19 protein-coding genes are annotated in these 21,535 nt (G+C 62.1%); 12 read left to right on the forward strand and 7 right to left on the reverse strand.

The features are described from left to right. Positions 1 to 15: 15 nt before the first annotated feature. Positions 16 to 669, reverse strand: coding sequence for a ribosome biogenesis GTP-binding protein YihA/YsxC (gene yihA / locus HDE79_RS14425; protein ID WP_184602676.1), 654 nt, complete (start codon positions 667 to 669; stop codon positions 16 to 18). A gap of 205 nt (positions 670 to 874) precedes the next feature. Continuing rightward, a complete protein-coding gene (locus HDE79_RS22265; RefSeq protein ID WP_343205975.1) occupies positions 875 to 1,045 on the reverse strand; it encodes a hypothetical protein in 171 nt (56 codons plus the stop codon). Between HDE79_RS22265 and HDE79_RS14430 the strand changes: the two genes are divergently transcribed. From HDE79_RS14430 to HDE79_RS14450, 5 genes are all read left to right on the forward strand, one after another. After that, the gene (locus tag HDE79_RS14430) at positions 1,029 to 1,628 is read left to right on the forward strand and encodes a c-type cytochrome (RefSeq protein ID WP_343205976.1); all 600 of its coding nucleotides are present in this window, start codon (positions 1,029 to 1,031) and stop codon (positions 1,626 to 1,628) included. The genes HDE79_RS22265 and HDE79_RS14430 overlap by 17 nt on opposite strands. A 100-nt stretch (positions 1,629 to 1,728) precedes the next feature. Beyond that, positions 1,729 to 2,604 carry a thiol:disulfide interchange protein DsbA/DsbL gene (locus HDE79_RS14435; protein WP_184602678.1) on the forward strand — a complete coding sequence of 292 codons (876 nt, stop codon included), beginning with the start codon at positions 1,729 to 1,731 and terminating at the stop codon, positions 2,602 to 2,604. 72 nt (positions 2,605 to 2,676) lie between these two features. Continuing rightward, the gene (locus tag HDE79_RS14440; protein WP_184602679.1) at positions 2,677 to 3,330 is read left to right on the forward strand and encodes a thiol:disulfide interchange protein DsbA/DsbL; all 654 of its coding nucleotides are present in this window, start codon (positions 2,677 to 2,679) and stop codon (positions 3,328 to 3,330) included. Positions 3,331 to 3,497: 167 nt separating this feature from the next. Then, the gene (locus HDE79_RS14445) at positions 3,498 to 4,307 is read left to right on the forward strand and encodes an endonuclease/exonuclease/phosphatase family protein (RefSeq protein WP_184602680.1); all 810 of its coding nucleotides are present in this window, start codon (positions 3,498 to 3,500) and stop codon (positions 4,305 to 4,307) included. Between the two features lie 67 nt (positions 4,308 to 4,374). Continuing rightward, positions 4,375 to 4,776, forward strand: coding sequence for a hypothetical protein (locus tag HDE79_RS14450; RefSeq protein WP_184602681.1), 402 nt, complete (start codon positions 4,375 to 4,377; stop codon positions 4,774 to 4,776). On the opposite strand, the gene HDE79_RS14455 is transcribed toward HDE79_RS14450, so the two are convergent. After that, entirely contained in the window at positions 4,720 to 6,327 is a 1,608-nt protein-coding gene (locus tag HDE79_RS14455) for a glycoside hydrolase family 17 (RefSeq protein WP_184602682.1), read from the reverse strand. The genes HDE79_RS14450 and HDE79_RS14455 overlap by 57 nt on opposite strands. 175 nt (positions 6,328 to 6,502) lie before the next feature. On the opposite strand from HDE79_RS14455, the gene HDE79_RS14460 reads away from it, so the two are divergent. The 4 genes from HDE79_RS14460 to HDE79_RS14475 all read left to right on the forward strand — a co-directional run bounded on the left by HDE79_RS14460 (position 6,503) and on the right by HDE79_RS14475 (position 13,382). Then, positions 6,503 to 8,587: a transglycosylase SLT domain-containing protein gene (locus HDE79_RS14460; RefSeq protein ID WP_184602683.1), complete on the forward strand. Its 2,085-nt coding sequence runs from the start codon at positions 6,503 to 6,505 to the stop codon at positions 8,585 to 8,587. Between the two features lie 44 nt (positions 8,588 to 8,631). Then, positions 8,632 to 9,570, forward strand: a complete 939-nt coding sequence (locus HDE79_RS14465) for a complex I NDUFA9 subunit family protein (protein ID WP_184602684.1) — start codon at positions 8,632 to 8,634, stop codon at positions 9,568 to 9,570. 284 nt (positions 9,571 to 9,854) lie between these two features. After that, complete coding sequence (locus tag HDE79_RS14470) at positions 9,855 to 11,084, forward strand: multifunctional CCA addition/repair protein (RefSeq protein WP_184602685.1); 1,230 nt, start codon at positions 9,855 to 9,857, stop codon at positions 11,082 to 11,084. 120 nt (positions 11,085 to 11,204) lie between these two features. Further along, a complete protein-coding gene (locus tag HDE79_RS14475; protein WP_184603048.1) occupies positions 11,205 to 13,382 on the forward strand; it encodes an LTA synthase family protein in 2,178 nt (725 codons plus the stop codon). A gap of 226 nt (positions 13,383 to 13,608) precedes the next feature. On the opposite strand, the gene HDE79_RS14480 is transcribed toward HDE79_RS14475, so the two are convergent. Next, positions 13,609 to 14,802 (reverse strand): SAM-dependent methyltransferase, encoded by a 1,194-nt coding sequence (locus tag HDE79_RS14480; RefSeq protein WP_184602686.1) that lies wholly within the window; start codon positions 14,800 to 14,802, stop codon positions 13,609 to 13,611. A gap of 122 nt (positions 14,803 to 14,924) precedes the next feature. Next, on the reverse strand, positions 14,925 to 17,114 hold the full coding sequence (locus HDE79_RS14485; protein WP_184602687.1) for a TonB-dependent receptor: 2,190 nt from the start codon (positions 17,112 to 17,114) through the stop codon (positions 14,925 to 14,927). 265 nt (positions 17,115 to 17,379) lie between these two features. On the opposite strand from HDE79_RS14485, the gene HDE79_RS14490 reads away from it, so the two are divergent. Next, a complete protein-coding gene (locus HDE79_RS14490; protein WP_184602688.1) occupies positions 17,380 to 18,243 on the forward strand; it encodes a hypothetical protein in 864 nt (287 codons plus the stop codon). A gap of 37 nt (positions 18,244 to 18,280) precedes the next feature. After that, positions 18,281 to 19,027, forward strand: a complete 747-nt coding sequence (locus HDE79_RS14495) for a pteridine reductase (RefSeq protein ID WP_184602689.1) — start codon at positions 18,281 to 18,283, stop codon at positions 19,025 to 19,027. A 126-nt stretch (positions 19,028 to 19,153) separates the two neighbouring features. Here HDE79_RS14495 and folK read toward each other — a convergent pair whose 3' ends face one another. After that, the gene (gene folK / locus HDE79_RS14500) at positions 19,154 to 19,654 is read right to left on the reverse strand and encodes a 2-amino-4-hydroxy-6-hydroxymethyldihydropteridine diphosphokinase (protein ID WP_184602690.1); all 501 of its coding nucleotides are present in this window, start codon (positions 19,652 to 19,654) and stop codon (positions 19,154 to 19,156) included. Beyond that, positions 19,654 to 20,013 carry a dihydroneopterin aldolase gene (gene folB, locus HDE79_RS14505; RefSeq protein ID WP_184602691.1) on the reverse strand — a complete coding sequence of 120 codons (360 nt, stop codon included), beginning with the start codon at positions 20,011 to 20,013 and terminating at the stop codon, positions 19,654 to 19,656. The genes folK and folB overlap by 1 nt, the downstream gene beginning before the upstream one ends. Positions 20,014 to 20,112: 99 nt before the next feature. Here folB and dbpA point away from each other — a divergent pair, with 99 nt between their 5' ends. Further along, positions 20,113 to 21,507: an ATP-dependent RNA helicase DbpA gene (gene dbpA / locus HDE79_RS14510; RefSeq protein ID WP_184602692.1), complete on the forward strand. Its 1,395-nt coding sequence runs from the start codon at positions 20,113 to 20,115 to the stop codon at positions 21,505 to 21,507. The last annotated feature ends 28 nt before the right edge of the window (positions 21,508 to 21,535 follow it).

Genomic DNA, 21,535 nt, shown 5'->3' on the forward strand with positions numbered 1-21,535 from the left:
CGCGTCCGTTTTGCCTCAGTGCGATCGTTCGCCAAGAATCCGCGGCTGCCGCAGCAGCGCCATCACCGCTTCGCGCGCCTCATCCACCCCAGTACCGGCTGACGAGGAAAAGATCTGCGCCGTCGCGTGCAGCCCTTCGGTGACGAACTGCTTGCGCAACGTCGCCAGCGCCTGCGTGGCCTGATTGCGCGACAGTTTGTCGGCCTTGGTCAGCAACAGATGGCACGACAGTTGCGTCGCCAGACAAAACTCCAGCATCTGTCGGTCAAACTCTTTCAATGGATGACGGATGTCGACGATCAGTACCAGCCCGCGCAGGCTCTGACGTTGATGCAGATACGCATCGATCTCCAGTTTCCAGTGCTCGCGCATCTCCAGCGGCACCTTGGCGTAGCCGTAGCCGGGCAGATCGATCAGCCGGATATCCAGCGGCGGCTGGCCTTTGACCTGCGTCGGCGGAGGCAGGCTGAAGGCCACCATCTGCTGGGTGCGGCCAGGCGTCTTGGACGTGCGGGCCAGCCCCTTGTGATTGGTCAGCGCATTCAGCGCGCTGGATTTGCCGGCGTTGGAGCGGCCGGCGAACGCCACTTCGGCGCCTTGATCGGCGGGCAATTGACTGATGCGATGAGCGGCGAGCACGAACTGCGCGCCTTGCAGGGGATTAGACATGGGAATGGTTTGACCAAGGGACGGTGGCACAGGGATAATTCTTGGGTTACTGCCTATTGCAAGCCGAATGGCGGCAAGTCACGGCGGTGTTCGCAAGTTTCTCGGGAGTCAAGTGTATGAGTTTTCGGTCCGCCGGTTTTCGGAACGCTGTTCTCGGGTCCGCCACCGCTCTTGCATTTGCGCTATCCGCCAGCGCGGTGATGGCTCAGACCACCGCGCCAAAACCGGCCGCTTCTGCTTCCGCGGCGGCCGCACCAGCGGCGGCCAGCACCGCAGCAAAGCCGGCTGCCGCATCCAGCGCAGCAGCCGCGACCGCAGCAACGACACCTCCCACCGCCAGCAGCGCGACCGAGCCTGCCGTGGCCGTTGCGATCAAACCCGGTGACGCGACCGCAGGCCAGGCCAAGGCCGCTGTTTGCGGCGCCTGTCATGGCATCGACGGCAACTCCAGCGATCCGCAGTATCCCAAGTTGGCCGGCCAGAGCGAGGCCTACATCGCCCACCAACTGGCCAGCTTCAAGGCCGGCAAGCGGCAGAATCCGATCATGCTGGGCATGGCCACACCGCTGTCGCCGCAGGACATGCAGAACGTCGGCGCCTACTTTGCCAGCAAAACCTCGCTACCCGGCGTCGCCGATCAGGCGCTGGTCGATCATGGCCAGACGCTGTTCCGCGAGGGTGACCCGACGCGCGGCATACCCGCCTGCATGGCCTGCCACAGCATTGACGGTCGCGGCAATCCGGGCGCGATGTATCCGCAGCTCACTGCTCAGCATGCGCAGTACATCCAGGCCACGCTGAAGGCATGGCACGACGGTACCGTATGGGGCGACGACACGCATTCGCAGATCATGCCGTCGATTGCACAAAAGCTCGACGCCAACGACATCGCCGCCCTGGCCAGCTATGTCGAGGGCCTGCACAGCGCCGAGCCGACGCCAGCCCTCACCACGCCCTGATCGATAACAGCGCTGAACTCGCGTCGGCGCCGACGGTCTCACACCCCATCTGGTTCACGGCCTCATCCGGCTTCGCGCCCCCTCCGCTCCGAGGTTTCCCATGTTGAAGCGTTTACCGATCCTGTGTGTCGCCCTGCTCGCGCTCGCCGCCTGCAGCCACGACAGCGACAACAGCGCCGCCAGCTCTTCTACACCGGCGGCATCGACCACGGCCGCCACCACGGCAACTGCCAGCACGACTCCCGCGCCGGCAAGCACCGCACCAGCTGCTGCCGCCAGCGCCGCACCCGCTGCCAACGCATCGACCCCTGCAACCGCGGATACCCAGCCGACCAAGCCGGCCGCACCGTTCGTGGACGACGGCAAGTGGGTCGAAGGCAAAAATTATTTCCTGGTCGATCCTGCACAGCCGACCAGCCATCCCGGCAAGGTTGAAGTGACCGAAGTGTTCTCGTACGCCTGCCCGGCCTGCAATTCTTTCCACACCACCATGGATGAGCTGGTCAAAAGCCTGCCGTCGAATGCAGTCGTGGTTTACCTGCCAGCTTCGTTCCGTCCGGACGAAAACTGGCCGCTGTTCCAGCGCGCGTTCTATGCCGCACAGGCGCTCGGCGTGGCCGATAAAACCTACGATGCGATGTTCGACGCCTCCTGGAAAACCGGCGAGCTGTCTACTTATGACCTGCAGGCGGGCAAGCCGAAACCGCATGAAGCATGGCCGACTATCGACGATGTCGCCAAGTTCTACGCCAAGTACGGCGTCGATCCAAAGCAGTTCGTTGGCGTCGCCAACTCTTTCAGCATTAATACCCAAATGAAGCGTGCGGATGATGAGCTCAAGGCTCTGGGCGTAGACAGCACACCGACCATCGTGGTTAACGGCAAATACCGGCTGACGCCAAAAGACGCCGGCGGCCTGCCACAGACGATTGAACTGGTGCAATGGCTGGTATCCAAGGAAACCGCCGGCAAGTAAGTACTTTTGCATGTTGACGTTCGAATCAGCCTGATACATTAGTTTTCACAGCTATCCTCAAAGAGAAGCCTCATGCTGAAGCGATATGCCCGTTTGCGTCTGCTCACCCTGCTTGGCGGTCTGCTGCTGACCAGCGCTTGCAGCGCGCAATCCAGTTCAACGGCTGCGCCATACACCGAGGGCAGCGAGTACGTGACGTTGCCCGGCCCGGCTCAGCGCTACAGCGCCGAGGGCAAGGTGGAAGTGGTCGAGGTGTTTTCATACGGCTGCATCCACTGCGCGCATTTCGCACCGATTGCCGAAAAGCTGCGCAAAGAGTTGCCGCCCGGCGTGGTATTCAAGCTGATGCCCGCGCCATTCAGTGCCGAGTGGCTGCCTTTTGCGCGGGCTTATTACGCCGCCAAGCAACTGGGCGTCGTCGATCGCACCCATCTGCAACTCTTTGCAGACAAGTTTGGCCAGAATTACCCCATCAACTCCATGGATGAGCTGGCTGACTTCTACGCTCGCCAAGGCGTCAATCGTGCCGACTTCATGCGGATCGCGACCTCCGACGAGGTCACCGCAAAATTGAAGAGCGACCTGGCGCTGATGCAGAAATGGCAGGTGGACGGCACACCGACCCTGGTGATCGACGGCAAGTACCGTGTAACTGGCGCAACGGATCAGGAACAGCTGGCCGCCATAGCGCTGTGGCTGGCCAAGCGCGAATTGAGCGGCAAGTAAAATCTCGCCGCTTCAATCGTCGAAGAGGGTCGGTAGGCTGGCGCGGCGTTCACATCGCATGGCTCACGCTATGCTGCTCAAGTGAGCTGGTGACTCTACCGACTCACTCGAGCGCCTGTTTCGCTTGCGCTAACCGCCTGTCTCTCTTCCCCGTGTAGTGTGTTGCGATGAACCGCGCCGCCCATCCTCAAGCCGCACCTGCCGAGCGCCGCCTGCGCCTGCTCAGCTGCAATATCCTGGCTGGCGCCAGCGTCCAGCGCTACAGCGAATACGTCACGCGCAGCCTCACCGCAGTGCTGCCTGGGCGTAACAAGATGGACAACCTCGACCGGCTCGCCGAAGTGCTGCCGCAGTTCGACGTGATTGGCCTGCAGGAAGCCGACGCCGGCAGCCTGCGTTCGGGCTTTCTCAACCAGACCCGCTACCTCGCCGAAACGTCCGGTATGCCGTTCTGGAGCCATCAGCCAAACCGTCCGATGGCGCGACTGGCACACTCGGCCAACGGCCTGATCAGCCGAATGGAACCGAATTCGGTGCTGGACTATCCACTGCCCAGCCGCATCCCCGGCCGCGGCGCGCTGCTGGCGCAATTCGGCGAGGGCGACAGCACGTTGGCCGTGATGGTGGCACATCTCTCGCTGAGCGCGCCGGCGCGGGCAAAACAGCTCGGCTTCATCGCCGAACTGCTGCAGGATTTTCCGCATGCGGTGCTGATGGGCGATCTGAATACCGAGCCGCATAGCGCGGAAATGCACTACCTGTTTTCCAAATGCGGCCTGCAGCCGCCGGCGCAGTCGACACCCACGTTTCCCAGCTGGAAACCGCGCCGGGCGCTGGATCACATCCTCACCTCGGCAGCGATCCAACTGGACAAGACATGGACACTCCCACAGGCATTCTCCGATCACCTGCCGCTGGCCGCCGAGATTCGACTGCCGTCGCACGTCGGCAACGTGACGCGCGGACGGCGTCGATGATGAATGCGCACCTGACAAGACCAGCGATCAAACGAACCCACGAAAGAACCTGCATGAGCTTTGACACATGACATCTGGATCGAACCCGATAGGGTGGTCGCGAAAGGCATTGCCCTGGCTGCTGCTGATTGCCGTCGGACTACTCGCAGCGGTACTGCGCTATGGCTTGGTCGAACCCAGCGCCGTCGTGCAGTTGTGCGAGAGCGGCAAAGGCCCGGCATGGTGCAATGTGCGGCAATGGGTGGTGCTGGGTTTTCTGGGCAACGGCTATGGCATCGCCGCGCTGATCGCCGCCGCGCTGTCGCTGATCTGGAAACATCCGTGGGCGGCCTGGCTGGCTGCGGCACTGGGTGCGTTCGCGCTGGAAATGTACTGCTTTGAAGCCGGCGCGCTGGCGTTGCTGATCGGCTGCCTACGCTTGCTGCGGATTCAGGCGCAGCTCTTGCCGCGCCTGTCGCCAGCTGAGTAGCACCGGCGCACCCATTGCAGCGTTGAGCAAGAGCCACAGCCATGCCACTGGTGTCAGCCCTGCTTCCTGCAACACCACCATGGCGGCAAGCGCGGGCAGACATGCCGCAAGGAAACGTTCCTCGATCAGCGGCATTCGGACCTCGTAGCGACCCGACAGCAATGCCACCAGCGCGTAGCCGATGCACGGCAGCTCGAACAGGCCCAGCGGGAAATCGCGATAGCGCCCGTCAAACACCATCAGCAGGCCGAAATACGCCAAACCAAATAGCCATCCAAACCGCAGCCATACGGATGGCCAGGCCAGCTCAGTAATACCCGCCAAACGCGCAGCAACCCAGCGCGCCAACGCCAGCGCCGTCAGCAGCGCCAGCACACAGGCCGTGATCGACAGCGTCCACTCCCACACATCACGGCAGGCGAACCACATCTGCCGCGACTGCCAGGCTAGCGCGCAGCCGCTGGCGAATCCCAGCAGCAACAGCGCGAGCCAACCGCGCATACCGCTCCAGCATCGGCGCCAGAAGCCGACGATGGCAAACACCAGGGCACCGGCCACGCCGGCCAGCCAGCCGAACGCCCAGTGTGGCTCTTCGACAAGCGGGCCCTGCATCGCAAACTTTGGTTTGGCGTGTACGTCGAAGATGCCCCAGTAACCGCCGGCGGTGCCTTCCTGCGCGCGCTTCCACGGCTGGTCGAACGCCTCGATGACGTTGTATGGCATCTGCACAGTCGCCGCGTAGCGCAGAAATTCGCGCAGATAGCGCGCTTCGTTGACCAGGCTGGCATCGGCTGCCTGACGTGGTCGCCCTTCGCTGGGCCAACCGGTCTCACCGATCATCACGCGGCGCCCGGGAAACGCGTGCTGCACCTTCGCGTAGACGTCGGCGACATGCTGTACCGCGCGCTCCGGCGACACCGGCTGGTCCTCCCAATAAGGCAAAATGTGGATGGTGAGGTAATCCACCGATGTGGCCAGCTCGGGATGCCGCAGCCAAAATTCCCACACGTCCGCATAGGTCACCGGCACGCTCACCGCCGCCTTCACCTCCCGCAGATAGCCAGCTATTTGCGTTGAGGACAATTCACCGCGCAACAGCACTTCGTTGCCGACAATCACGCCGCGCAACACCTGCGGATTGGCCTGAGCGGCTTGAATGCCAAGCTGGATCTGTTGCTCGTTCAGCTTGGGATCCCGACTCAGCCAGATGCCCATCAGCACCTTCAAGCCATAGCGCTTGGCAATCTCAGGCACGGCGCTAAGGCCCTGCCCCTGCGAATACGTGCGCACGCAGTCGAAACGCTGCGACAACGCCCGAAGGTCGGCATCGATACGCTGCGGGCTGATGAAAGCATGCGGATCGAGCGGCGATTCACCCGCCAAACGAAACGGCGCATACGAGACGCAGGCAATGCGTGCCGATGGTGCATCAGGCAGCGCGACTGGCCGACCTATCGCCCACCACCACCAAGCGCCTGAAATTGCCAACAGCCCCAGCAACAGCCAGGTGATTGCGTGTCGGCGATGCGTTGGCGATGGCGCTGGAGGCATGCCGATCCTGCTTGTGTTCAAGTCGTAAGCGGGTCAGTTTAGCAGGCCGATGCCAACCCTCCGTTGACGACGTCACTCGGTGGATGGACATTCATGAACCACGCCGTCATGCGCGCTCGGGTCATCCGCTACGACCATCCACTACACTGGCGGCCGAACGATCGCAGGAGTTGCCATGTTCGTCTCCACCACGCTATGGCGTGCTTCGCTCCCGGGTTTGCTGCTGACCCTCGCCGGCTTCTTTGCCGCACCCGTGGTCCACGCTGACGAGTCGATCGACGCGCAGCGCGCCGCATTCAAACAGGCTTATGCCACCGCCCAGCAGCAAGGCGGCGATGGCTGGCGCTCGCAGGCCAGCGGCTTGCGCGACTACCCGTTGTATCCGTATCTGCAGGCTGCCGCACTTGAGCACGACCTCAAGCAGACCGACCTCGCTACGGTACAGTCATACATCAAACAGTATCCGGACTGGATTCCCGCCGCCGATCTACGCCGCGATTTTCTGCTGGAACTGGCGCGCCGGCAGGACTGGAACGGTTTCCTCGTGCTCTATCAGCCGGACCTCGGCGATGCACTGACCTGCGATGCGCTGCAAGCGAAACTGTCGCGCGGCACGACGCTGGATTTCGACCGGGATCTCTCCGACCTGTGGAGCAAGGCCAGCCTACCCGATGCCTGCGATCCGGTATTCAGTGCCGCGCACGACCAGGGCCTGCTGACCAGTACACGATTGTGGTCGCGTATCGACCGTGCGGCTGACGCCGGCCAGGCAAACACCATCAGCAAGCTCGCCGGCTGGCTGCCGTCGGAAGACAAAGCCACCGCGAAACAGCTGGCATTGGCCTTGCGTGACCCATCGTCCGCCGTCGCCGCCGCCCCCAGCTGGCCCGATACCGCGCGCGCGCGGCAGGCGGCCACGCTGGCGCTCACGCGGCTGGCCCGGCGCCAGTCCGATAGCGCCGACACCGCGTGGCAGAACCTGCAAACGCATTTCGCCTTCAGCGAATCGCAGCGAGATCAGATCCTCCGTACGCTGGCGCTGTTCCACGCCACTGATTTCGACGAGAACGCGCTGACGCGCCTGATCGACCTGCCCGCCGCCGCGCAGAGCGACAGCACGCGCGAATGGCGCGCGCGCATTGCGCTGGCCGAGCAGGACTGGAGCGCGGTGCTCGCCGCGATTGCGGCCATGAGCGACACTCAGAAACTGGACGGCGAGTGGCGCTACTTCCGCGCGCGCGCGCTGACCGCGCTCAATCGCAATGACGAGGCGCAGCCAGTTTTCGCCACGCTCGCCAAGGAAGCAACCTTCTTCGGCTTTCTGGCCGCCGACAAGCTCGATCAGCCCTATGCGATCTGCCCGCTGCAGCTGGCCGACGATCCGCAACGCGAGCAGGAGCTGCTGAACCGACCAGGATTGCTGCGCGCGTTCGAACTTTACGCCGTCAACTTGCCGAAGCTTGCCAGACGCGAATGGAACCGTGCGCTGCAGGGCGACGACCAGACCACGCAGCGACTGGCTGCCGATCTTGCCAACCAACGCGGCTGGTACGACCGCGCCGTATTCACGCTGACCAGCGGCGACGCACTGCGCATGTACGATCTGCGCTTCCCACTGGCCAGTCAGGATGGTGTGGTCACACAGGCCCAACAGGCCGGGATCGAACCCGCGTGGGCCTACGGCATCCTGCGCGCTGAAAGCGCATGGATGATCGACGCACACTCGGGCGCCGACGCCCGCGGCCTGATGCAACTGGTGCCCGCCACTGCCGCTCTCGTGGCGCGCAGCAACGGGCTCAACTGGGATGGTGGCGACACGCTGTACGACCCCGCGGTCAACATCACACTGGGTACTCGCTATCTCGCCCAGGTCGCCAGCCATTACAACGGTTCACCATGGCTTGGCAGTGCCGCTTACAACGCCGGACCCAACAAGGTCGACCAGTGGCTGGCCGCCCGCGGCACGTTGGCGCCGGATCTGTTTGTCGCCAGCATGCCGTACAAGGAAACACGCGAATACGTAGCACGCGTGATGGCTTTCAGCGTGATCTACGACTGGCGTCTCAACGGCAAGGCGGTGCCCCTGACCACACGCATGCGCCCGATTGGGCAAACCTACGAACTGCCGAACGCCATGACCGTGAAGCGCACGATCGACTGCCCTGCCAGCGCGGTGGTCAACAAGCCGGAAAGCATTCCAACCCCGATGCCTGCCATCACACCAGCGACGTCATCATCGACGCCCGGCTCATCGCCCTGAACCGCCATACTCATCAGCCGTTGTACAAAGCAGGATTGATTCCCATGGCCGCACAGAAAATCGTCATCCTTGGCGGCACCGGATTTGTAGGCAGTCATCTCGTGCCGCGGCTGGCCGCCGACGGCCATCACATCGTGATGCTCAGTCGCAACCGCGAACAGAACCGCGCGCTCGGTGTCCTGCCGCAGGTCACCATCCGCAGCGCCGATGTCTATAGCGACGACGTATTGCGCAAGGAATTCGCCGACGCCGACGCGGTGATCAATCTCATCGGCATCCTCAACGCCAGTGGCCCCCACAGCTTCCAGCGCGCACATGTGGAGCTGACCAAACGCGTGATCGCCGCTTGCCATGCCAGCGGCGTCAAACGCCTGCATCAGATGAGTTCGCTGAAGGCGGGCCAGGGGCTGTCGCAATACCTGAAGACGCGCGGCGAAGCCGAGTCGCTGGTCAAGGCCTCGTCGCTCGAATGGACGATCTATCAGCCCAGCGTAATCTTCGGCCCCGCCGATGGGCTGGTCAGCCGCTTCGCTGCGCTGCTGAAAAAGCTGCCCGTATTTCCGCTGGTGCGGGCCAAATCGCGGATGGCGCCGACCTATGTCGGTGATGTGGCCGAAGCCATCGCTCGCTGCGTGGCCAGCGACAAGCTGGGCAAACGCAGCAGCTTCGAACTCTACGGCCCCGAGGTACTCACGTTGGGCGAGATCGTGCGCAAGATCAGCGATGCGGCCGGCCTCAAGTGCACCATCATCGCGCTACCCGACAGCCTCGGCCGCCTGCAGGCCAAGGTCGCCGGCCTGCTGCCCGGCAAACCCTTCTCGCTCGACAACTTCCTCTCGCTGCGCACCGACTCCGTCGGCAAGACCGACGGCTATGCGGCATTAGGCATCGTGCCGCAACCGTTCACGCCGTGGCTGCCGCGGCTGATTCACGGCTCGCCACTGCAAAACCGGTTGAATGAGGCGCGTGCAGCACGGCGGTAGATTCAGCAAAATCATTCACGAGCATCTCGGATAAATGCATGCAGCGCTGCTCAAGACTGCTTCAATCAAACGAAACCGCCAAACTCGGCATTCGATTCATCAAGCTACGAATCATTTGCGCCCTGGGGCCATTACCTACGAAGCTTTAGATAGCCGTGTAGGTTGGGATGAGCGCCAGCGAATCCCAACGTTGTACCGGCCGGGATGTTGGGATTCGCTGGCGCTCATCCCAACCTACTTTTGTCTCTTCGGACAAGACACACACGCATGGCAAATAATCTTTCATGCAAATCTATCTAGTGGGTGGCGCAGTCCGTGACGACCTGCTCGGACGGCCGGTGGTCGATCGCGATCACGTCGTCGTTGGAGCTATGCCGGATGAATTGCTGGCGCTGGGTTACAAACCGGTGGGCAAGGATTTTCCGGTGTTCCTGCACCCGCGCAGCGGTGAGGAATATGCGCTGGCGCGGACCGAGCGCAAGACCGGCCGTGGCTATCATGGCTTCGTGTTCCAGGCCGATGCGACGGTGACGCTGGAGCAGGATCTGGCTCGCCGCGACCTGACCATCAATGCCATTGCGCAGGACGAGCACGGCACGCTCACCGATCCATACCACGGCGTGCGCGATATCGAGGCGCGCGTGCTGCGGCATGTTTCCGATGCTTTTGTCGAAGACCCGGTGCGCGTGCTGCGCGTGGCGCGCTTTGCCGCGCGCTTCGCACCGCTGGGTTTCACCGTGGCTGACGAGACGATGACACTGATGCAGCAGATGGTGCGCGATGGCGAGGTGGATCACCTGGTGCCGGAGCGCGTATGGGCGGAAACGCGCAAGGCGCTGACCGAACCGCAGCCCTCCGCCTTCGTGAGCGTACTACGCAAGTGCGGTGCGCTGGCTGTGCTGTTTCCTGAAATCGACGCGCTTTACGGCGTACCGCAGCGGGCTGAGTTCCATCCCGAAATCGACACCGGCGTGCATCTGGAAATGGTGCTGGATGCCGCAGCGCGGATTGCACCAGGCAACGACATCGTCGGCTTCTGCGCGCTGGTGCACGATCTCGGCAAGGCGTTGACGCCGGTTGATGAGCTCCCGCGGCATGTCGGCCATGAGCATCGCGGTGTAGCGCCACTGCGAGCGTTGGCCGAGCGCTTGAAGGTACCCACCGAACACGCGGCGCTGGCCGAGCAGGTCTGTCGCGAGCATTTGAACGCGCATCGTGCGTTCGAGCTGAAGCCGGCCACGGTGCTGAAGCTGCTGAGCGCGCTGGATGCACTGCGTCGTCCCGTGCGACTGGAGTTTTTTCTTGCGGCCTGCGAAGCGGATAAGCGTGGCCGACTAGGCCATGAAAGTGATGCCTATCCGCAAGCCGATTACCTGCGCGAAGCACGTGCTGCCGCCGCATCCGTCGATGCCGCGGTGTTTGTCGAACAGGGACTTGTCGGCCCGGCCATCGGCGAAGCGATGAATGCCGCCCGCGTCGAGGCGATCGCACTAGTAAAAACTAAACATTCGTAAAGCCCTCACGTTGTATAAAGTCCGGATAGATAGCGCCGTTAATCGAGCGTTGACCGACATATCCCCTGATATCCTTTCCTGGAGTTGCCCGTGTCGCGAGTTTTAACCACGGTCTCACCCATGCGGCAGCGTTTCCGCCCCCTGCTTTGGCTGGCAATCACCTTTGTCGCGATCGCGCTGGTGACCCGTGTGGCGTTGCTGGTGATGTCGGGCGCAGATGTCTCGCACAGCCCACTCAACCTGCTTTACAGCTTCGGCGTCGGCCTGGGATATGACCTGATCACGTTTATCTACGTGGCGTGGCCGATGGTGCTGTTCCTGTGGCTGGTGCCGGCCCGGCGCGCGCGGATTTCCGGTTTGGGGCAGTGGCTGCTGTATCTGCTCGGCATGGCGCTGCTGTATGCCGCCTGCCTGGGTCTGGTGTTCCTGTGCTGGCACGTGCACGTGCACGAGTCGTGGCCGCTGGTGATTCTGTTCCTGTTTTTCCTGCCGATGCCGGCGCTCGCTTACTCAGCACGCAGCGGCCAGTGGGCGATGTACCTGATGGGCCTGGTCCTGCTGTACGGGCTGTTTTTCGTGGCAGCGTGCGAGCTGGTGTTCTGGAACGAGTTCAGCGTCCGCTTCAATTTCATCGCGGTGGATTATCTGGTCTACACCACCGAAGTAATCGGCAATATCCGCGAGTCATATCCGATCTTCACCTGGCTCGGGCTGCTGGTGATCGGCACGCTGGTGGTGTTTGCGCTGAGCCGCCGTGGCCTGCGCACCCGCGACGATGGCAGCCGCTTCTGGCAGCGCGGCAGTGTGGCGCTGCTGTGGCTGGTGCTTACCGTCGTGTCACTGTTCGCGGTCAACGGCGGCATGAAGGACCGCACCGCCAACAGCTACGTCAACGAGCTGGCCGGCAATGGCATCTACCAGTTCTTTGCGGCGTTTCGTAGCTCGCATCTGGATTACGCCAAGTTCTATCGCACCCTGCCCGATGACAAGGCCTTCAGCATCCTCCGCGAGCAGTTGAAGACGCCGGACGCCACCTACCTCAGTGATGATCCGCAGGACCTCACCCGCGCCATCAGCCATATTGGCGCGGAGAAGCATCTCAACGTGGTGCTGATCAGCGTGGAGAGCCTGTCCGGCGATTACCTGGGCACCTTCGGCAACAAGGAAAACCTCACGCCATACCTGGATTCGCTGGTTGGCCAAAGTGTTTTCTTCGACAACCTCTACGCCAATGGCACGCGCACCGTGCGCGGACTGGAAGCGCTGGCGCTGTCGGTGCCGCCGACGCCCGGCGATTCGTTGATCCGCGAGCACCACAACGAGAATCTCTTCTCGCTGGCCGACATCTTCAACGATCGCGGTTATCAGTCGGACTTTGTCTACGGTGGCTATGGCTACTTCGACAACATGAATTATTTCTTCAGCCACAACGGCTACCGCACGGTCGACCGCGGTGACATTCCCAAGGATGCGCCGATCCACAGTCAGAACGTGTGGGGCGTGTCGGATGAAGATCTCTATACGCTGGCGCTGCAGCAGATGGACGACATCCACAACGATGGCAAGCCGTTTTTCCTGCACATCATGACCACCTCCAACCACCGGCCTTACACCTACCCGGCCGGCCGCGTGAAGCAGATCGCACCGTCCCGCCCAGGTTCGGTGGCGTACACCGACTGGTCGATCAAGGACTTCATCGAACGCGCGCGAAGCAAGCCGTACTTCGACAATACCGTGTTCGTGATCACCGCCGACCACTGTGCCTCCAGCGCCGGCAAGACCACACTGCCGATCAACCACTATCACATCCCGCTGTGGATCTATTCACCGAAAAATTTCCCGCCGCAGCGCGTGGAACAGGTGATGGGCCAGCTGGATATTCCGCCGACCCTGCTGGGCATGCTCAACTTCAGCTACCGCACACGCTTCTTCGGCCAGGACGTGTTCCAGTTGCCGCCGAAACAGGGCCACGCGCTGCCGGGCACCTACGAAAAACTCGGCTATCTGCGTGACGATGCGCTCACCGTGCTGGAGCCGCAGCGCAAGCTGGAGCAGTTCAAGCCGGACTACGCCACCGGTGACGCCACGCCGATCGACCCGCAGAACCAGACGCTGATCGACCAAGCGGTGTCGTATTACCAGGTGGCCAGCGAACAGTTCCGCCGCGGCCAGCTGGTGCATCGTCCATCGGATTCGACACCGGTAACGCCGCTGCCGGTTCCGCCGCCCGTGCCCGCCAAACCGACTGATGCGCCAGCACCAGCGACCAGCGCCGGCAAGGTTTCGCCCGGCACGTAAACGCTACGAAGTACCCTGCGACAAGTGAACTGGATTCCCCGAGTGGGTGGCAGATGCCGACGGTGCGCCTCTGCCTATCCATTGCGTCAACGACATGTTCCGCGCCGTCTGCGTTCCGGCCGGCAATCATACGCTGCGTTTTGTCTTTCATCCCTGGATGATGGTCGCCGATGTCTGGCGACAACAGGCGTACTGAACAACACGCGTACTGAGATGAAACCGCAGCCTAGAGTCGCCCGCGCTGATCGGCAGTGAGCAAGTCATCGGGCAGCGATAGTGCGTCGATGCCACGGGCGAACAGCATCGCCTGAAAGCGTTCGCCCATCTGATCCGGCAGCATGAGTCGCTTTACCTGCTGCGCCAGTTGATAGCCGCCGTGCTCATCCATGACCTCGGCCTGCATGGACTGGAAGACATCCTGCAGACCGGCACCGATCAGGAACTGCGCCTGCGGCAGATAGACGGCCAGATCAAAACCCGCGCTTTTGCCGGCCTCGGCCAGCGCGGTAAAATCGACCGAGGCGGTGAGGTCGTTGAGGCCGGGCAAATGCAACGGATCGTTGTGCGCGCGATGGCGATAGTGAGCCATCAGCGTGCCATCGTCGCGCTCGGGCAGATAGAACTCGCGGCGCACGTAGCCGTAGTCGATGAAAAGCATCACGCCAGCGGTGAGCGAACCGGCAATCGCCTGAATCCAGTACGGCAGCTGCGGCAATAATTCCGAGCGATAACCATCGGCAAACGTCGTGCCCAGATCACGCTCGACGTGGCGCACGGCGCCGGAGACCAGCGCATCCGCCGGACGGTCGGTACGTTGCAGATGGCCGTTACCATCAAGCGTGATGTGCTCCTCGTAGATTTCACCACCCTGCACCGTGAATCGCGTGGTCGGCAGTGCGTCGATCACCTCATTGGCGAACAGCACGCCGCGCCAGTCGGCTTCGGGTGGCCCATCGAGCCACTGCACGCGCGCGTTGAGTTCGGCTGGGAGACTAGCGGCGAGATGGAGGCGCTGACGCTCACGCAGATCGGCACTGGGTTCGAGTATCAGGTAATAACGCGGCATGGTTCCACTCGCCGCCAATGCCTTCAGCGCCACCTCGGCGAATACGCCACTGCCCCCGCCCAGCTCCAGGAAATCGGCCTCGTCGCCCAGCGCAGCGAGGAGCGGCTGCACAGCATTCACCACGCAGCATGCAAATAGCCCGCCCAGCTCCGGTGCCGTGACAAAATCACCCGCTGCACCGAACTTGGCCTTGCCCGCGCTGTAGTAGCCGAGCCCCGGCGTGTACAAGCAGCGATGCATGTATTGCGAGAACGGCATCGGACCGTGCGCTGCAATCTCTTCACGCAGCCGAAGCAGCAACTGATCGGAATGCGCGCGTTCGTCCGCGTTGGGCTCGGGAAGTCGGGTATGCATGCGGAGTTGTGTCGTTGGCCAGGCGCAAGGATAGCCGATGCACCCGTGTCAGCCGTTCCCACACAACCATCGATTCGGGTTCGTCATCCCTGACGGATGAAAAACCCGAACCGTGAACTCGCTCAGAAATTCTTCTGCAGGTTCAGGAACAGACCACGACGCGGACCGTACTGCGGTGCGCCCACGCCAACGCCGGTACCACTGCGCAATTCATACGTGCGATCCAGCGCATTGATTAGTGCCAGCTGCGTATGCAGTTTGCCAAAACCGGCGAAGTTGAAATCGTGCGACACATTGGCGTTTAGCTGAAAGTAGTACGGCAGCGAGAGACCGTTCGGCGTGAGGCCGTCCTCACGCAAGCCACTGCCGAAGAGGTAGTCGGCACCCACCTTGGTGGTATCGCTGATGGCGTAACTGATACCACCAGAGGACGTCTCTTTCTGGTCGTGATCGAGATGGATGTAGTTATCGGCGATATAGGCCAGATCGACCGGTGAGAAGTTGTACTGGCTGGTGATCACGTCCTTGCCCATCGCACGGTTGTAGGCGAAGTTGAAGTACGCCGACACCGGCCCCTGGTTGTACGTGAGGCTGAATTCGGTGCCACGCACGCGACCCTGCGCGTAGTTGAAGGTGGAATAGATCAGCGCGGTACCGAACTGGCCTTCGTCCTGCAGCCGTTTGACCTTGCGGTCGTATGCATCCAGACCTACGGTCCAGGCTGAACCGATGGTCTGCGAGACACCTAGATCGAAGTAGTCTGAGCGCTCCGCCAGCGGAGTGTTGTTGCCGTAGTTCTTGACCGCATTGGTGGTGTTGGCAAATGCATCAATATTCGAGGACGAGATCAGCTCGGTTTGCGGCGGCGTGAAATAACGGGAGTAGCCGGCATGCACGGTGGTGCTGCCGGTGGCCTGCCAGACCATACCCAGGCGCGGGCTCAATTGGCTCTCGGTGCGGAACGCCTCGTATTGGTCGCCGCGCAGACCGTAGTTCAGCGTCCAGTTGTCGCCGATACTCCATTCATCCTGCACATAGGCCGCCCAGGTTTTGGCGGTGATGTTGCTGCCGGTGAAGATGTTGAACGGTACCGTGCTGGCCTGTGAGCCATCCGGATTGGCCGGAAACACCAGCGAATTGGTATTGGTATAGGCCTGGTCGAACTCACCGTAGAGGCCGTAGCGCAGCGTGTGGTTATCGCCCCACGGCATGGCGAAATCGGCCTGCAGCGTCTTCGCATGATCGCCCTGGTTGATCTGTCCGGCGACGCCATTGAACATCAGATCGCCAATGTCATCCGGATAATATTGCAGACCGCTGTAACGCACACCCGCTGAGATCTGATAGGCGGTATCGCCCAACTTGCCCTGTAACGCCAGCACGCCGAAGCGGGTCTGTTCGTCCTGCTGTTCGTTCAAGTTGGCGGAGTTGAAATTGACCGTATCCAGATAGCCGAACTGCGGCGTCTGGCCCGGGTTGTTGGGAATCTGGAAGCGGTTGTTGGAGACGCCGAACAGGAAGCTCAGACGCGTATCGTTATTGATTAGATAGGTGACATCGCCAAACGCCTTCACCTGGTTGGTGTGATCGTGAATCGGTGTTTTGCTCGCCGTCGGGTTTTCGATGCCGACGTTGTTCTTGAGATAGTTGCCGGTGAAGAAATAGCTCCAGTTGCCGCTATTGCCCCACAGCGACGCGTTGGGATTGACCGTGCCATAGGAACCACCGGTGATACCCACACTGCCGCCGTTGCCGAGATCGCTACCGCTCTTGGTCGTGATATCCACGACGGCGGCAGTGCGTTCGCCGTACTGCGCCGGCAACGCACCATCGAGCAGCTTCACGCTCTGAACGGTCTGTGTATCCAGAGTCTGGCCAAAGCCGGAGATCGACTCGGGAATCATCACGCCATTGATGCGGTATTGCAGGTTGGCGTGGTCACCGCGAACATGCAACTGGCCATAGGAATCCTGAACCACGCCAGGTGCCTGCAGCAGCACTTGGTTCATCGGCGTGGAATCACCCAGCGGCAACGCCTGGATCGTCTTCTGGTCGATCACATATTGGCTGCTGCCGGTATCCGGCGACAGCGAATTGCGCGCCTGATCCAGTGCAGCCGTCACGTCGATGGTGCCCAGATTTTTCGCGTCTTTCAGCTGCTTATTGCGGGTCACGCGGTCGGCTGCCGTACCGTCCGATGCCGTGGTGTCGCTAGTGGCGGCATCTGTCGTTGCGGAAGCGGTATCGGTTGCATGGACGGGCACGGTGCCCAGGGCAACGGCAAGGCTCAGGGCAAGCAGGGAGAGTTTCATCAGGACGTCCATCGGGGATGTGGGAAAGCGGCGTGTATGTAATGTTATAACATTACTACTTGCCCGTGCACGACGTATGCCCCATAAGTCATGCCCTCGAGAAATTCATCAGCACGCATTCGACACTGAAGCACCCCATGCGGATGGCGCATGCTGGCCATTGAGTCGAGCTTCACTTCATTTGCCTAGACTGGTGTTCCATATCCGCAGATCGGCCGACGCATTCATTGCGTAAGCTGATAAATCAGTCGCTCGGGAGCCATGCATGACCAAGAGCAGCAAAAACGTCCCCGCCGTCATCGCACCGGTGGAACACAACAAGGTGACGCAGGCCATCCTCGACTTCGTCAGTCGGGTACCAAACAGCAAGGTCGACAGCAGTACGAATCCCGAAGCGGAGGCGCGTCGCATCGGCAATCGTGCGGCACAGCGGGCGGCGCTCACCGCCGGTTCGCTGGCACTGCCGCCCGGCCCGCTGGGCTGGCTGACGCTGCTGCCGGAGCTGACGCTGATCTGGAAAATCCAGGGTCAGATGGTCAGTGATATTGCCGCTGCCTACGGACGCCATGCCTCGCTCGGCCGCGAACAGATGCTGTGGTGCCTGTTCCGGCATACGGCCGCACAGGCATTTCGTGATCTCGTCGTGCGCATGGGTGATCGACTGGTATTTCGCCGCATGTCGCACAGCCTCGTGCAACGCGTCGCCAAACAAATCGGCGTCAAACTGACTCAACGCACGATCGGCGAAGGGATTTCGCGCTGGCTGCCGGTAGTAGGCGCGCTCGGCGTCGGCGCCTACGCGTATTACGACACCGGGCAAGTCGCCAGCACAGCCATCGCGCTGTTCAGCGGCGACATCGAGATCGCCGACGAGGCGGAAGTCGCCGCTGCCGTGGCCGTCGACGCGGTTGCGCTGAAGCCCAAGGCGAAGACTGGGACCGTGACCAGTGCAGCCAAGACTGCCGTTAAAAAGGCCGTAAAAAAGGTGGCCAGGAAAGCGACGGACAAGGCGCTGGCTGGCGCCGCTCGCAAGATCGCGAAAGCTGCCGACAAGATCGGTGCCGACAAAGTCAGCAAGGCCGCCAGCAAAAAAGCCGCAGGCAAGTCGCGCAAGCCGACGTCAGAATGAGCGCCAGAACCTTTCCAGCCAGCGTGGCGTTCAACAGATGACGACAGCACATCCTCGACCCGTCGCATTGATCACCGGCTCCAGCCGGCGTGTGGGCGCAGTGATAGCGCGAACGCTGCACGCAGCGGGCTACGATCTGGCTTTGCACTATCGCCATTCGAGCAACGAGGCGCAGGCACTGGCCAAAGAGCTGGAACAACAGCGCGCAGGCAGCACGCTGTTGCTGCCGGCTGAACTGGCGGATCTTAGCTCGCTACCGACGCTGATCGAAAAACTGCTGGCGCATTTTGGCCGGCTCGATGCGCTGGTCAACAATGCCTCCGCGTTTTATGCCACGCCGCTCGACAACGCTACGCCGGCGCAATGGAACGAGCTGTTCGCCTCCAATGCGCAGGCACCGTTCTTCCTCACTCAGGCCGCGATACCGGCGCTGCGGGCAGCGAAAGGTGGCATCGTCAATCTGCTGGACATCTACGCGGAACGCCCGTTGGTGGGATATACCTTGTATTGCATGGCCAAAGCGTCGCTATCGGCGATGACGCGCTCACTGGCTCTGGAATTGGGGCCTGATATCCGCGTCAACGGCATTGCGCCGGGGGCGGTGATGTGGCCCGCCGAGGGCAAAAGCGATGAGGAACAGCAGACGCTGCTCGCCCGCACCCCGCTGAAGCGCGCAGGCACGCCAGAGGATGTGGCGAATGCGGCTCTGTGGCTGCTACGCGATGCGCACTATGTGACCGGGCAGGTTATCCACGTGGATGGCGGACGCATGCTGTCAATATGAACGAGCAGCTGCGCCTCACCATGATGCGTCAACAGTGACGGAAGAATGGGGCGAAAAAGATCCTCAAGCACCCGGCTCTGCAAGTAACAACGGATCTTCTTACCGCCAGGTAATCCAGCGATTTGCTCAACCCACCGTCATATCCATAAGGGAATCCACGCGCATCGGCTCGCGCTCGGCTGGAAACGCTTTCCACAAATCGGCCATGCTCTGGCCGCTGACCGGATGCCGAAAATCCGGCGCGATATCCGCGATCGGTCGCAGCACGAAGGCGAACTGCAGCTCGTTACGCGGTATCTGCAGGTGGCCAGGCCCCTCAATGAGCAGGTCATCGTAGAAGACGATATCCAGATCCAACGTGCGATCGGCGTAGCGCGGCACGTCGCGGCGACGGCCGTGGCGATCTTCCAGCGCGTGCAGCCAGTCGTTCAAATCGGTGGGTGACAGATCGGTATCCAGCCCCACCGCCAGATTGACGAACTCCGGCCCGTTGAAACCCACTGCCTTGCTTCGATACGCCGGCGACACCGCTAAGGTACCGAAACGCTGGCGCAGTTCATCCACCGCTGCCCGCAGATAACGCTGCGGCTCCATGTTGGAGCCCAGGCTGAGATAGACCCGCGCCATCAGACTGGCCGGGTTCCGCGTTCGATACGCACGCCAACGGCTTTGGCGCCGCGCACAGCGCCGGGTTTGGACAGTTTCAGGCGCACCCAGCTGACGCCGAATTCCTCGCGGACGATCGCCGCACAGCGTTCGGCAAGCGTCTCGACCAGGCCGAAGCTCGATTCGCCGACGTAACCGATCAGACGTTTGGAAACTTCCTTGTAATTCAACGTGTCGGCGATATTGTCACTGGCCGCCGGGCGCGTGTTGTCGAACGCCATCTCGATATCGAATGACAGCGTCTGGCGCACGCGGCGCTCCCAGTCGTAGATACCGATGACGGTATCGATGCGCAGGTCTTCGATGAACACGATATCCATGGGTTTTCGTCGCTTGTCGGTAGCCCTACAGGGTCGGCGAGCCAGCGTACGGATGCAAGCTGCCGATTGCCGCAGCGGCGGTCATGCGATCATGCGCGTATGACCACCTTCAACACACTTGCCCTCAAACCCGCCCTGCTCGCCAGCATCGAGACCCTGGGATACACCAGCATGACCCCGGTGCAGACGCAGAGCCTGCCTCCGATGCTCGAAGGCCGCGACGTAATCGCGCAGGCTCAGACCGGCAGTGGCAAGACCGCCGCGTTCGGCCTCAGCCTGCTGCAGACGCTTGACGCCGACACGATCCGGCTGCAGGTGCTGGTGCTGTGCCCGACGCGTGAGCTGGCCGACCAGGTGAGCAAGGCGATCCGCAAGCTGGCCGCCAATATCGCCAACGTGAAGCTGCTGACTCTGTGCGGTGGCATGCCGCTAGGCCCGCAGCTGGCCTCGCTCACCCACGATCCGCACATCGTGGTCGGTACGCCCGGCCGCGTGCAGGAGCACCTCAAGCGGGGCAGCCTGCACGGCGGCGGCATCAAGGTGCTGGTGCTGGACGAGGCTGACCGCATGCTCGACATGGGCTTCAGCGATGCCATCGGCGACATCGTCGGGCGCATCGCCAAGCATCACCAAACGCTGCTGTTCTCCGCCACGTATCCGCAGGAGATCCGCGCCGTCAGTCAACGTCTACAGAACGATCCCGTCGAGGTGACCGTGGATGCGCCGGCTGATGAGAAGCCCGCGATCGAGCAACGCTTCCACGAAGTCGAGCCGGCACAGAAGATGGACGCGTTGGCACAACTGCTCAGCGGCGAGCGTGCCGCGGAGGTTTCGGGCAATCAGGCGCTGGTGTTCTGCAATATGCGCCGCGAAGTCGACGCCGTGGCGCAGGAGCTCGATCGCCTCGGCTTCTCCGCGCTGGCCCTGCACGGCGACATGGAACAACGCGACCGCGACGAAGTGCTGGTGCGCTTCGTCAATCACAGCTGCAGTGTGCTGGTGGCTACCGACGTCGCCGCACGCGGACTGGACATCGCGGCGCTGCCTTTGGTGATCAGCTACGACATCGCACACGATCCGGAAACGCACACGCATCGCATTGGCCGCACTGGCCGCGCCGGGCAATCCGGCCTGGCTATTACGCTTTGTGCGCCGCGCGAGCGGCCCAAGGCCAACAATATCGAAGAGTTGAACGGCACGCCGCTGCCATGGAAGCCACTGAAAGTCTCGCCACAACGCAGCAAGACCCTGCATCTGGCGCCGATGAAAACCCTGGTGATCGATGCCGGCCGGCAGGACAAGCTGCGTCCTGGCGACATCCTCGGCGCACTCACCGGCGACGCGGGCCTTGCCGCGAAAGACATCGGCAAGATCGACGTCTACGCCACCCGCGCCTACGTGGCGATCAGCCGCTCGCTGGCGACCAAGGCACTGGACCGATTGCGCGCCGGCAAGATCAAAGGCCGCAATTTCCGCGTGCGCCCGCTGGCATGAGCGCGGGCAAACTCATCACCCAACCATC

The sequence above is a fragment of the Rhodanobacter sp. MP1X3 genome, from assembly GCF_014207165.1.
In the GTDB taxonomy this organism is placed as follows: domain Bacteria; phylum Pseudomonadota; class Gammaproteobacteria; order Xanthomonadales; family Rhodanobacteraceae; genus Rhodanobacter.